Here is a 12,622-nt window from a genome sequence, read left to right on the forward strand (position 1 = left end):
CGCGGCTTCTTTATGCTAGCGCTATCATGACACGGGATTTCCTGTTCGCCAAGCGATGCTTGGTGTGGCGATATTCGGCTGATATAAATAAGAAGAATATTCGATTGTTTTGACCATTCAAATCCGTTGGATTGATGATTGGGGGGCGGGTACCATACCCATCGGCAAATCGGTCGAGTGACCGGTCGTCTGAACGATTGGGAATTCATGGCTGACATCCGACACCCGCGCGGCGCGAACGCTGCTCCTTCTCAACAGGCGCTGGGGACACCTCATGCACCCGAAGAGGGCGACGGGGTCGATACCTCGCCCAAAATCGGGGACAGGATCGTCAAATCCACCTGTTACATGTGTGCATGCCGGTGCGGCATCGACGTGCATGTCCGCGACGGCAAAATCCGGTACATCAACGGGAACAAGGATCACCCGGTCAATCGCGGCGTGCTGTGCGGCAAGGGCAGCGCGGGCATCATGACGCAATACAGCCCGGCGCGGCTGAAAAAACCGCTGTTGCGAACCGGCGAACGCGGGTCGGGGGAGTTTCGGGAAATCGAATGGGACGAAGCGCTGGAGATTGCAGCCGACCGCCTGCGCCATATCCGTGCTACCGATCCCAAACGGCTCGCCTTCTTTACCGGGCGCGATCAGTCGCAGTCGCTCACCGGCTGGTGGGCGACACAGTTCGGTACCCCCAATTTCGCCGCGCATGGCGGATTCTGTTCGGTCAACATGGCGGCAGGCGGCCTTTATACGCTTGGCAGCGCCTTTTGGGAGTTCGGCGAAACCGACTGGGATAACACGAAATATTTCATGCTGTTCGGCGTGGCGGAGGATCACGACTCCAACCCGATCAAGATCGGCATCGGCAAGCTGAAGGCGCGCGGCGCGAAGGTTGTGTCGATCAATCCCTGCCGCACCGGCTATAATGCGATTGCCGATGACTGGATCGGTATCCGCCCCGGCACTGACGGGCTGTTCGTACTGGCGATCGTGCATGAACTGCTGAAGGCGGGGAAGGTCGATCTCGACTATCTGGCGCGCTACACCAATGCGCCCGCGCTGGTGATCCATGCCCCCGGCAGTGCCGAACACGGCCTGTTCGCGCGCAATGGGGTTGGCGATATTCTCGCATGGGACCGGGGACAGGGGCGTCCTCTGGCTGCTGACGATCCCGCACTGCAGCCGGCGCTTACAGGCAGCTTTACCGTCGATGGAAAGGTCTGTGTTCCTTCGTTTCAACTGCTTGCGCAACGCTATCTCGACGAACGCTATGCGCCTGACAGCGTGGCGGAACGCTGCGGTATCGCCGCCGATACGATCCGCCGGGTTGCCGCCGAACTCGCCCATGTCGCGTTTGAGGAGGAGATCGAACTGCCGGTCGCCTGGACCGACTGGAGAGGCGTGCGACATGAGACGATGAAGGGCAGGCCGGTGGCGATGCACGCGATGCGTGGCATTTCCGCCCATTCCAACGGTTTTCACACATGCCGCGCGATCCATTTGTTGCAGGTGTTGCTGGGCAGTGTCGAGGTGCCGGGCGGTTTCCGCTTTCGTCCGCCCTATCCCAAGCCGGTGCCGCCGCCCAACAAGCCGCACGGCAAGGACGGCGGCAGGCCGGATACGCCACTGGACGGCTCTCCGCTGGGTTTCGTCACCGATCCCGAAGACCTGATGGTCGATGCTGACGGCACGCCGATCCGCATCGACAAGGCGTTCAGTTGGGAAGCGCCTTTTGCCGCGCATGGGCAGATGCATCGCGTCATCCGCAATGCCTGGGCCGGCGATCCGTACCCGATCGACACGCTGTTCCTCTATATGGCGAACATGGCGTGGAACTCGTCGATGGACACGGAAAAGACCATCGCGATGCTGACCGACAAGGACGAAGACGGCACCTATAAAATCCCCTTCATCCTCTATTCCGACGCCTATAATTCCGAAACCGTGGCCTATGCCGATCTGGTGCTACCCGACACCACCTATCTGGGGCGGCATGACTGTATCAGCCTGCTCGACCGGCCGATCAGCCATGCCGACGGGCCGGGCGATGCCATACGCCAGCCGGTGATCCCGCCCGATCGCGATGTCAGACCGTTTCAGACGGTGCTGATCGATCTCGGTGCGCGTATCGGCCTTCCCGGCTTTGTCGAAGAAGATGGCAGCCCCAAATATCGCGACTATGCCGATTATATCGTCCGGCATGAACGAAAGCCGGGTATCGGCCCGCTTGCCGGGTTTCGCGGGGAAAGGGGCGAAAGTTTTGGCCGTGGTGCGCCCAATCCCGACCAGCTTGAGCGCTATATCGCTAATGGCGGGTTCTGGCATCACCGGCTGGACGCCGACCAGCGCTATTACAAGATGGCGAACCGCAGCTATCTGAATTTCGCGACGGATATGGGGTTTCTGGATGCGCCGGAACCGATCTTCTTTCAGCTTTATTCCGAACCGCTTCAACGGTTCAGGCTCGCGGCGCAGGGGCATGGTGCGATTGCGGTGCCGGAGGCTGAGCGCGAGCGGGTGGAGGACTATTTCGACCCGCTGCCCATCTGGTACCCGCCGCTCGACGAAGCGGCGGTCAATGGTGAAACCTATCCGCTCCACGCGCTGACTCAGCGGCCGATGCACATGTATCATAGCTGGGGCGGGCAGAATGCCTGGCTGCGGCAGATCACCAATCAGAATCATTTGTTCGTCCATCGCGAAACCGCACATGCCGCCGGGCTGACCGATGACGACTGGGTGTGGATCGAAAGCGCCCATGGGCGGGTGAAGGGGCAAATCAGACTGATGGACGGCGTCAATCCGCATACGGTGTGGACATGGAACGCCATCGGCAAGCGGCGGGGCGCCTGGGGCCTGAAGCCCGGTGCGGAAGAGAGCAATAAGGGCTTTCTGCTCAATCATGCGATCGGCGATCAACTGCCGCCTGATGCACGCGGGAAGCGCTATTCCAATTCCGACCCGGTGACGGGGCAGGCGGCATGGTTCGATGTGCGCGTGCGGCTGGTCAAATGTACGGCGGACGAGGCGGGGGAGACTGCGCCCCTGCTCCCGCCCGTGCCGTTACCCCCAGGTTTTTCACCGTCGCCCGACAAGCTCTCGTTCGGCGCGGAATTTGCGGACAAAGGGAAGACGAAATGACCTGCATCCCCGTCAAAACCGACAGGAAGCTGGGGCTGGCCATCGACCTGGATACCTGTGTCGGCTGCCATGCCTGTGTTACGTCCTGCAAGGAATGGAATACCGGTGCGCATAGCGCGCCGCTGACCGATTTGCTGCCCTATGACGCCGATCCCGACGGTGTGTTCTTTAACCGGGTTCATACCTATGAACAGGATACGCCCGATGGCGGGCGTACGGTCAATTTCCCGCGCTCCTGCCTGCATTGTGAGCAGCCCGCCTGTGTCACGGTATGCCCGACCGGCGCGTCGTACAAGCGGACCTCCGACGGGATCGTGCTGGTCGATCAGGACAAGTGCATCGGGTGCAAGCTGTGTAGCTGGGCGTGCCCCTATGGTGCGCGCGAATTCGACGTCGATGTGGGGGTCATGAAGAAATGCACGCTCTGCGTCGACCGTATCTATAACGAAAACCTGCCGGAGGAGGATCGCGTGCCCGCCTGTGTTGCGGCGTGCCCGACCGGTGCGCGGCATTTCGGCGATTTCGGCGACCCGGACTCGGCGATTTCGAAACTGTCCGCCGAACGCGGCGGCGTCGAACTGATGCCCGAACTCGGTTACAAACCGGTCAACCGCTATCTGCCGCCGCGTGAGCGGAAGAACCACCCGGTCAATACCGCTGCGAAACCGCTTGAGGCCGTGAAGGCAGAGGGCGGATTCCTTGGCTGGGTCGATCGTATTCTGTCGGGGAAAGACTGATGCGTCCGGCTTTCTCCGTCATCTTTTTCACAACCGCCAGCGGGGCAGGATACGGCTTGCTGTTCTGGCTGGGGCTGGCGGCACTGGCGGGCATCCTGCCGGGTGGGTTCTGGTTCGGTTTCGTCACGATGGCGCTGGCGGTCGGGCTGATTTCCGCCGGGCTGTTGTCCTCTACCGCGCATCTGGGGCGGCCCGAACGCGCCTGGCGGGCCTTTTCGCAATGGCGCAGTTCCTGGCTGTCGCGCGAAGGCGTCGCATCCGTTCTGACCTATCTGCCGATTGCGGCATTCGGGGTCGGCTGGGTGTTTCTGGGCAGGACGGGCGGCTGGGTTGTCGCTGCCGGAGCGTTGATGGCGCTGGGCGCTGTTGTCACCGTGTGCATGACCGCGATGATCTATGCCTCGTTAAAGCCGGTACGCGAATGGCATAATCCGACCACCCTGCCGGGCTATCTGCTGTTCGCGGCGATGACCGGGGCAGTGCTGCTGAACGGGGTATTGCATTTGTTCGGCCATGGCTCTCAGCCGATGGTGTTGCTCGCACTGGGCACCACCATTCTGGGCTGGATCATGAAGCGGACGATCTGGCGCTATAACGCCACGCACAGGGACGGACCAACGCTGGGTGATGCCACTGGTCTCGGCAATGCGGGCAAGGTGCGGTCTTCGCAATGGCCGCACACCGAACAGAATTATCTGCTCAAGGAAATGGGCTACAAAATCGCGCGCAAACATTCGGCAAGGCTGCGTATTATCGCGCAGGCGCTGGCCTTTGCAGCGCCGATCGCGTTGCTGGCGGTGGCGCTGATCGCGCCGGGATGGCTGTCGGTCGTGGGGTGTGTCCTGGCGGCACTGGTACAGCTTGCCGGGATGCTGGTCGAACGCTGGCTGTTCTTCGCCGAAGCGACGCATACCGTTACGCTCTATTACGGCTATGCCGACAAGGAAGCGGCTGCGTAAACGGCGCTAGAGCCAGCCTTCGAGCACCTGATCGGGCGGGCGATGGCCATCCGCCCAGACGCGGATATTGGCGATTACCTTGTCGCCGGTGGCTTCGCGGCCTTCATGCGTGGCGCTGCCCATATGCGGGGTCAGCACGACATTGGGCAGCGCGAGAAGGCGCGGATTGATCTCCGGCTCATATTTCCAGACATCGAGGCCCGCCCCGGCAAGGCGCCCGTCCTCCAGCGCCTCGACCAGCGCGTCTTCATCGACAATTCCCCCGCGAGAGGCGTTGATGACATGGACATGCGGACGCAGCAGGCCGATCCGTCGCCGGTCGATCAGATTCTCACTGTCGGCATTGAGCGGCGTGTGGATGGTGAGGATGTCGATCGCCGCCAGCATGGCGTCGAGCGATTCATGCCATTGCGCACCCAGTTGCGCCTCCAGCACGGCGGGCAGGCGGTTGCGGTTATGGTAATGGATCGACAGGCCGAAGGCGCGGGCGCGTGCCGCCACTGCGCGGCCGATCCGGCCCATGCCGACAATCCCCAGCGCCTTGCCGCCGATCCGGTGGCCCAGCATCGCGCCGGGACTCCAGCCCTTCCATCCGCCCGAACGCACCAGCTTCTCGCCCTCGGCCAGACGGCGGGGAACCGCAACGATCAGCGCCATCGTCATGTCGGCGGTGTCTTCGGTCAGCACGCCCGGCGTATTGGTGACGACGATGTTGCGCGCGCGTGCCGCCTTCAGGTCGATATGGTTCACGCCCGCGCCGTAATTGGCGATCAGCTTCATACGCTCGCCCGCCGCTTCGATCACGCCCGCGTCGATGTTGTCGGTGACGGTCGGCACCAGCACGTCGCAATCGGCGACCGCGGCGATCAGCGCGCTGCGTTCCAGCCGTTCCTCCGCGCCGGTCAGGGTGACGTCGAACAACTCGCCCATGCGCCGCTCGGTGGCTTCGGGAAGCCGGCGGGTCACGAACACCCGTGGCGGAGACTGATCGAAACGCCGTGCCATATTCGTTCGATTGGCCCGGTCGGCCCCGACAGTCAACGGTTGATAGAAACCCTTTGGGAGGAGTAAGCGCAATATCCGAACCATTGCGGGGAGTTGCTATGCGAGGTTGGATTGGGGCTGCGCCCGCGGCAATAGTGGCGGTGGTCGCGGTTGCGACGATTCCGCCCGCACAGGCGCAAACGCAAAAAGTGCCCTATTACGCCTCGATCTCCGCAGGCAAAGCGCGGATGCGGACCGGGCCGGGCCGCAACTATCCGATAAGCTGGGTGTATGAGCGCGCCGACCTGCCCATCAAGGTGGTCGAACGCTATAAGGACTGGCGCAAGATCGAGGATCCCGACGGCACCGAAGGCTGGATGCAGGTCGGCCTGCTGAGCGCGCGCCGGACGGGCATGGTGCATGGCGGAATTGCCGCGATGCGATCGTCGCCCGGCTTCTCCGCCAGTATCAACTGGCGCGCAGCACCCGGCGTGGTAGGGCGGATCAGCGAATGCAGCCGGGGCTGGTGCTATTTCGACGTACACGGACGCGGCGGATATGTCGAACAGTCGCAGCTATGGGGCGTCGATCCGGGTGAGGAGTTTTAGGGGGTGCGACGGGTCTGGTGGTGCCTGGGCTTACCGGTCAGGTTTCGCCTCAACATAGGTCGTCTCGACCTCCGGTCAGCTTGCCTAATAGCAGACGATAGGTAAGCTAGCAGGATGCTCGCTAAATTAGCCGCTTTCGCTGTGGCAGCTCTGATGTTGAGCAGTTGCTCCTATGGCTATGATGTCTTGGCAGTAGCTCGGAACGGGAAGCTCGCGTTCATCGTGGGTCCTGATTCTTCTAAACAGCCATCGTGTTTTCGGCGCGTCGAAGTCGTTGAGGAAGAGGGGGAGCATGCCACTCTTTGGCAGGAAAGCGTCAGCTATGACGATGCATGTGCAAACAGATTTCCCCTCTTGTATGGCGCAGCACTGAAAGGCCAGCATCAACGCAACAGTGACCAAATCTCCGCGAAACCGCTAAAGCGAGGCGTGGTATACGATGTTTCCGTGACGACGGGTGCTACGGGCTATGGCCGCGGCAGGTTTGTGATCCATGAAGGCGGTCGGCTCGAAAATTTGAAATTTCAAACCAGCGCCGACGAAGGGAACTAAGCAACTGGGAATCTGTAGCGCGGCTATCGCCTTAACGAGACCTGAAACTGCCATTCGCCTAACCACCCATTTGAGACATTTGTACACGCGGTGGTCTGCCTCCTACCCATAGCGCCAGCTAAGTACGGCGGCGGCGGTCAGGACGACCAGGATGACCAATACGCCGCCCATGCGTCCGTAATCGGTGAAGCGATAGCCGCCGGGCGCCATCACCAGCAGGTTGTTCTGGTGGCCGATGGGAGTCAGGAAATCCGACGATGCGCCGATCAGTACTGCCAGCAACGCCGCATCCGCCGGAATGCCGAGCAGGCGCGCCGTTTCTATCGCCAGCGGCCCCATGATGACGGCGGTGGCGACATTGTTGAGGAAGATCGACAGGAGCAGCGTGCCCGCGCACAAGGCGGCGATGGTGACGAACAACGGCTGGCCGTGCAGCACGCGGCCAAGCATATGCGCCACATCGGCCGCAGCACCGGTGGTTTCGAAACTCTGCCCCACCGGGATCATCGCCGCGAGCAGCACGATCACGCTCCAGTCGATCGAGCGATAGGTTTCCTCCGCCGGGATCAGGCGCAAGGCCGCGAGCACGATGGCCGCACCGACAAAAGAGACGGCGGGGCTGGCAAGGCCGCTGACGACCAGCACGATCGACACGGTGAATATCGCGATGATCGTTGCCGCTTTCGACCGCGCGACATTGGGCAGATCCAGCCGGTCGATCTCCAGCAGGCGCGCCTGACTGATAAATTGCGCCAGCGCTTCGGCGGGGCCGCGCAGGAACAACTGGTCGCCGGGGCGGATGGTCATGGCGGACAGCGACTGGCGTTCACGCGCGGCACGTGGCCCGACCGCGACGACACGCAACTGTCCGTCGCTCTGGCTCTTGATATGGTGATGTCCGTGGCCGATCAGGAAGGAACCGTGCGCGACCACGGTCCGCGCGGTGACTTCATTTTCGTCGGCTACATCGGGGGCGGCCAGACCGGTCCGGTCGGCGGCAACCCATTGATTAACGCGCGACAGGAGCAGCAGCCGGTCCTGCGGCTGAAGTGTGCGGCCCGCATATACGGCAAGCTGTTGCCCTGACCGCAGCACTGCCAGCAATCTGGCCGGCACGCGGCGCAGCGCAGGCAGCAGCGGTTGCAGGTCCAGCGTTGTTCCCGCCGGTACGATCAGCTCAAACACACGCCAGGGCGGCCGGGTTTCGCGAACGCCGGATCGTCGCACCGGCAACAGCCGCCAGCCCAGGAATCCCAGATAGGCAAGTCCGATCACCGAGACCGCGACGCCGACCTCCGTCATGGTGAAGAAGCCCAGCGGCGCGCCGAGCTCCTGCTCGCGGACGGAGGACAGGATCAGATTGGCGGGCGTGCCGATCAGCGTCGTCATCCCGCCGAGGATGGTGGCGAAGGCCAGCGGCATCAGCGTTGCCGCAGGCGGCAGTTTCGCCCCGCGCGCGACATCGGCGGCGATGGGCATGGTGATGACCAGCGCGGCGATATTGTTCATGAACGCCGACAGCGTGGCCGCGACGATCAGCAGCATCAGCAGCCGGATGGTGAAGCCTGCGCGGTGCGGGATCACGCGCTTGGCAATCGCCGATGCCACGCCCGACAGTTCGATGGCCCGCCCGATGACGAGGATCGCCGCCACGGTCAGCACTGCCGGGTCGGCGAACCCGACAAAGGCGTCCGCAGGCTTGACGATGCCGAGGATCAGGCACGCGAACAGCGCCAGCAACGCCACCAGATCGTGGCGGACGCGTTCCGACACGAACAGTAACAGGGCTATGCCCAGCACGAGCGCGCTCAGCGCAGCAGGCGTCATGCGGCAACTATGCGGTGGCTAACCGGTGGCGTCACCCCCCAATTCGATATCAGTGCATCAACTCGACGGCCATGGCGGTGGCTTCCCCGCCGCCGATGCACAGCGAGGCAAGGCCGCGCTTCTGTCCCGACCCTTCCAGCGCGGAAAGCAGTGTCGCCATGATCCGCGCCCCGCTGGCGCCGATCGGATGGCCCAGCGCGCAGGCACCGCCATGTACGTTGACGACATCGTGGCTGAGGCTCAGGTCGCGCATCGCGATCATCGACACGCAGGCAAAGGCCTCATTGACTTCGAACAGGTCGACATCGCCGGTGGTCCAGCCAGCCTTTTCCAATGCCTTGCGCATCGCGAATACCGGCGCGGTGGTGAAGCGGGCGGGGGCATGGGCGTGCGCGGCATGGCTGACGACCTTCGCCACCGGTTTCAGCCCCAGCCTTTCGGCAACCGAAAGCCGGGTCATCACCAGCGCCGCCGCACCGTCGGAAATCGACGATGCGTTGGCTGCGGTGATCGTTCCGTCTTTGGCAAAGGCGGGTTTGAGCGTCGGAATTTTGGCAACGTCGCCGCGTGCGGGCTGTTCGTCGAGGCGGATGGTGTTGCTGCCCTTGCGCGTCTGCACCTCGACAGGCACGATCTCGCGATCGAATGCGCCGGATTTCTGTGCCTTTTGCGCGCGCTCCAGCGAGGCGATGGCGAAATTGTCCTGCGCCTCACGCGTAAACTGATATTCCTGCGCGGTTTCCTCGGCAAAGCTGCCCATCAACCGGCCCGGTTCATAGGCGTCTTCCAGCCCGTCGAGAAACATATGGTCCATCATCCGGTCATGGCCCAGCCGCGCGCCGCTGCGATGGTGCATGGAAAGATAGGGGGCGTTGGTCATGCTCTCCATGCCGCCTGCGATCAGCATATCGACCGAGCCGGCGGCGAGCGCGTCGCTGGCCAGAATCGACGCCTGCATTCCCGATCCGCACATCTTGTTGACGGTGGTCGCCTCGACATGCTGCGGCAGTCCGGCGTTGAGCGCTGCCTGACGCGCAGGTGCCTGACCCAGCCCGGCGGGCAGGACGCAGCCCATATAGATGCGCTCGATCGCTTCCCCCGATAGCCCGGCCCGTTCGACCGCCGCACCTACCGCCGTCGCGCCCAGCGCAGTGGCGGAGGCATCCGATAGACAGCCCTGAAAGCTGCCCATCGGCGTGCGGGCATAGGACAGGATGACGACGGGATCGGACATGGCAATTCTCTCCGCTCAGCAGATTTGATTCGTTGCCGCTGACTTAGGGGCGGGCAGAGGCATTTGCAAAACAGCGGCAGCCGTTGTCGTTCGACAACCGGGCTTCCTGCCAGTATCTCTATCCGCATAACGGCAAAAGAAAGCCCGATAGAATGGAGAGGGCGCAATGACCGATACACTTGAGACTGTCCTAGGGACGCAGCGCAGCGCCTTTATGAGCCACTTGCCGGTGCCCGCCGCCGTCCGGCAGGATCGGCTGAAACGCGCCATTGCGATGGTTTCCGAGAATGCCGATGCATTATGCGACGCGCTGAGCGAGGATTTCGGCCATCGCAGCCGCGAACAGTCGATGATGACGGATATTGCTGCTTCAGTCGCGGCATTGAACCATGCGCGCAAACATCTTTCGCGCTGGATGAAGGCGGATCGCCGCCCGGTACAGTTCCCCCTCGGCCTGCTGGGTGCGCGCGGGCGGGTGGAATATCAGCCCAAGGGCGTGGTCGGCGTAATCGCGCCGTGGAATTTCCCGGTCAATCTGGTGATGACGCCGCTTGCGGGGATTCTGGCCGCCGGAAACCGGGCAATGGTCAAGATGTCTGAATATACACCGGTAACGTCCGAACTGATGGCGGAACTCGCGGGACGCTATTTCGATACCGAGGAACTGGCTTTCGTGACGGGCGGCGTGGAGGTGGGGCAGGCCTTTGCCGCCTTGCCATTCGATCACCTGCTGTTCACCGGTGCGACCGGGGTGGGGCGGCATATTCTGCATGCCGCAGCCGATAATCTGATGCCGGTGACGCTTGAACTCGGTGGAAAATCGCCGGTGATCGTCGGACAGTCCGCCGACATCGCGCGGACGACCGAACGGGTGGCGTTGGGAAAGATGCTGAACGCCGGGCAAATCTGCCTCGCGCCCGATTACATGCTGGTGCCGGAAGCTAAGGAGGCGGAGATAGTCGACGGGCTGACGCGTGCTGCCACTGCCATGTATCCGACGCTGCTCGCCAATCCCGATTATACGGCCATCATCAATGACCGGCATTATGCACGACTGACCGACTGGATCGAGGATGCGCGGGCCAGAGGCGCGCAGGTCGTGGAGGTGAACCCCGCCGGGGAGGATTTTGCCGCGTCGAACAGCCGCAAGCTGCCGCTGCATATCATTCGCGACGCCACCGACGATATGCTGGTCATGCAGGAAGAGATATTCGGCCCCGTGCTGCCGATCCGCCGCTACCGGGATATGGAGGGCGCTATAGCGGAGGTGAATGGCCGTCCCCGTCCGCTGGCACTTTATTATTTCGGGAACGACGCGAGCGAGGAGCGACAGGTGCTCGACCGGACGATTTCCGGTGGCGCAACCGTCAACGACGTTATTTTCCACGTTTCGATGGAGGAGTTGCCGTTCGGCGGTATCGGGCCATCGGGAATGGGCGCCTATCATGGGCGAACCGGGTTCGAAACCTTCAGCCATGCGCGCAGTGTCTTTCGCCAGTCGCGACTGGATGTGGCGAAGCTGGCCGGACTGAAACCGCCTTATGGCAGGACCACCAGAAGTTCAATTCGCCGCCAGATGCGATAGACGATAGCGCTACCGCCAAAAAAAAGCCGCCCCGGAGGGCGGCTATGAAAGTTTTTAGGAGAGGATGCCTGAAAGGCAGGTTCTTTTTGCGTTGCATCGAAAAATGTTGCAAGTGCGAAAGGCACGAGTGCAGTTGCAAAATATGCAATCGTGAAAGCGGTTTCTTTGCAACTCAGATTCCGCCGTCTCCATCGGTGCTTGTTCCTTTGGGCTACCGCCTCTAAGGTCCGCGCCGCTTCGCCCACATTATCACAATGAAAAGATTCGATGGCTGTATCCCGCTTTAACCGTATCCTGCTGAAACTTTCCGGCGAAGTCCTGATGGGGCAGGGACAATTCGGTATCGATCCGGCCACCTGCGACCGCGTGGCGGGAGAAGTGGCCGCCGCGAAAGAGGCGGGGCACGAATTGTGCCTGGTGGTCGGTGGAGGCAATATTTTCCGCGGGCTGGCAGGCGCGGCAAAGGGCTTTGACCGCGCGAGCGCCGATTATATGGGGATGCTCGCCACGGTGATGAACGCGCTTGCGGTGCAGAATTCGCTGGAACGCATTGGTGTCGATACGCGGGTGCAGTCCGCGATTCCGATGGCGTCGGTGTGCGAACCCTATATCCGCCGTCGTGCCGAACGGCATCTGGAAAAGGGCCGGGTCGTGATTTTTGCGGCAGGTACCGGCAATCCGTTCTTCACCACCGACACCGGCGCTGCGTTGCGTGCTGCCGAGATGCGGTGCGATGCGCTGTTCAAGGGCACCAGCGTCGACGGCGTTTATGATGCCGACCCTAAAAAAGTGCCGGATGCAACGCGCTATAACACATTGAGCTTCGACCGCGTATTGGGCGATAATCTGAAGGTGATGGACGCGGCTGCCGTTTCGTTGTGCCGCGACAATGATATTCCGATCGTCGTGTTCAATATCCGCGATGAGGGCAATCTGGCCGCGGTCTTGCGCGGTGAAGGAACATCGACAATCGTTCAGAACGACGATTGATTTTT

Annotated in this window: 9 protein-coding genes; 6 read left to right on the forward strand and 3 right to left on the reverse strand. The window is 62.2% G+C overall.

Going from position 1 to position 12,622, the window contains the following annotated elements; genetic code table 11:
- The first annotated feature begins 207 nt into the window (after positions 1 to 207).
- From FHR23_RS07345 to FHR23_RS07355, 3 genes are read left to right on the forward strand one after another with little or no spacing between them, the layout of a single operon-like run.
- On the forward strand, positions 208 to 3,141 hold the full coding sequence (locus FHR23_RS07345) for a molybdopterin oxidoreductase family protein (RefSeq protein WP_184002447.1): 2,934 nt from the start codon (positions 208 to 210) through the stop codon (positions 3,139 to 3,141).
- The gene (locus FHR23_RS07350; RefSeq protein WP_184002449.1) at positions 3,138 to 3,878 is read left to right on the forward strand and encodes a 4Fe-4S dicluster domain-containing protein; all 741 of its coding nucleotides are present in this window, start codon (positions 3,138 to 3,140) and stop codon (positions 3,876 to 3,878) included. Before FHR23_RS07345 ends, FHR23_RS07350 begins: the two co-directional genes overlap by 4 nt.
- Positions 3,878 to 4,837, forward strand: a complete 960-nt coding sequence (locus tag FHR23_RS07355; RefSeq protein WP_184002451.1) for a dimethyl sulfoxide reductase anchor subunit family protein — start codon at positions 3,878 to 3,880, stop codon at positions 4,835 to 4,837. The genes FHR23_RS07350 and FHR23_RS07355 overlap by 1 nt, the downstream gene beginning before the upstream one ends.
- A gap of 6 nt (positions 4,838 to 4,843) precedes the next feature.
- On the opposite strand, the gene FHR23_RS07360 is transcribed toward FHR23_RS07355, so the two are convergent.
- Positions 4,844 to 5,842 carry a 2-hydroxyacid dehydrogenase gene (locus FHR23_RS07360; protein WP_184002453.1) on the reverse strand — a complete coding sequence of 333 codons (999 nt, stop codon included), beginning with the start codon at positions 5,840 to 5,842 and terminating at the stop codon, positions 4,844 to 4,846.
- 98 nt (positions 5,843 to 5,940) lie between these two features.
- Here FHR23_RS07360 and FHR23_RS07365 point away from each other — a divergent pair, with 98 nt between their 5' ends.
- Positions 5,941 to 6,429: an SH3 domain-containing protein gene (locus FHR23_RS07365; protein WP_184002455.1), complete on the forward strand. Its 489-nt coding sequence runs from the start codon at positions 5,941 to 5,943 to the stop codon at positions 6,427 to 6,429.
- Positions 6,430 to 7,083: 654 nt separating this feature from the next.
- Here the strand turns inward: FHR23_RS07365 and FHR23_RS07370 are convergent.
- The gene (locus tag FHR23_RS07370) at positions 7,084 to 8,808 is read right to left on the reverse strand and encodes an SLC13 family permease (protein ID WP_184002457.1); all 1,725 of its coding nucleotides are present in this window, start codon (positions 8,806 to 8,808) and stop codon (positions 7,084 to 7,086) included.
- Positions 8,809 to 8,857: 49 nt separating this feature from the next.
- Positions 8,858 to 10,042: an acetyl-CoA C-acyltransferase gene (locus FHR23_RS07375; protein ID WP_184002460.1), complete on the reverse strand. Its 1,185-nt coding sequence runs from the start codon at positions 10,040 to 10,042 to the stop codon at positions 8,858 to 8,860.
- A gap of 166 nt (positions 10,043 to 10,208) precedes the next feature.
- Here FHR23_RS07375 and FHR23_RS07380 point away from each other — a divergent pair, with 166 nt between their 5' ends.
- Both FHR23_RS07380 and pyrH read left to right on the forward strand, forming a co-directional pair.
- Positions 10,209 to 11,627, forward strand: coding sequence for a coniferyl aldehyde dehydrogenase (locus FHR23_RS07380; RefSeq protein ID WP_184002462.1), 1,419 nt, complete (start codon positions 10,209 to 10,211; stop codon positions 11,625 to 11,627).
- A gap of 267 nt (positions 11,628 to 11,894) precedes the next feature.
- Positions 11,895 to 12,617 carry a UMP kinase gene (gene pyrH, locus FHR23_RS07385; RefSeq protein ID WP_184002464.1) on the forward strand — a complete coding sequence of 241 codons (723 nt, stop codon included), beginning with the start codon at positions 11,895 to 11,897 and terminating at the stop codon, positions 12,615 to 12,617.
- The last annotated feature ends 5 nt before the right edge of the window (positions 12,618 to 12,622 follow it).

It is taken from the genome of Stakelama sediminis (genome assembly GCF_014199335.1).
GTDB classification, from domain to species: domain Bacteria; phylum Pseudomonadota; class Alphaproteobacteria; order Sphingomonadales; family Sphingomonadaceae; genus Sphingomonas; species Sphingomonas sediminis.

What these genes read in the sequence shown, in the direction of transcription:
- FHR23_RS07345 (WP_184002447.1), top strand. Translation starts at nt 208, where the DNA reads ATGGCTGACATCCGACACCCGCGCGGCGCGAACGCTGCTCCTTCTCAA.
- FHR23_RS07350 (WP_184002449.1), top strand. Translation starts at nt 3,138, where the DNA reads ATGACCTGCATCCCCGTCAAAACCGACAGGAAGCTGGGGCTGGCCATC.
- FHR23_RS07355 (WP_184002451.1), top strand. Translation starts at nt 3,878, where the DNA reads ATGCGTCCGGCTTTCTCCGTCATCTTTTTCACAACCGCCAGCGGGGCA.
- FHR23_RS07360 (WP_184002453.1), bottom strand. Translation starts at nt 5,842, where the DNA reads ATGGCACGGCGTTTCGATCAGTCTCCGCCACGGGTGTTCGTGACCCGC.
- FHR23_RS07365 (WP_184002455.1), top strand. Translation starts at nt 5,941, where the DNA reads ATGCGAGGTTGGATTGGGGCTGCGCCCGCGGCAATAGTGGCGGTGGTC.
- FHR23_RS07370 (WP_184002457.1), bottom strand. Translation starts at nt 8,808, where the DNA reads ATGACGCCTGCTGCGCTGAGCGCGCTCGTGCTGGGCATAGCCCTGTTA.
- FHR23_RS07375 (WP_184002460.1), bottom strand. Translation starts at nt 10,042, where the DNA reads ATGTCCGATCCCGTCGTCATCCTGTCCTATGCCCGCACGCCGATGGGC.
- FHR23_RS07380 (WP_184002462.1), top strand. Translation starts at nt 10,209, where the DNA reads ATGACCGATACACTTGAGACTGTCCTAGGGACGCAGCGCAGCGCCTTT.
- pyrH (WP_184002464.1), top strand. Translation starts at nt 11,895, where the DNA reads ATGGCTGTATCCCGCTTTAACCGTATCCTGCTGAAACTTTCCGGCGAA.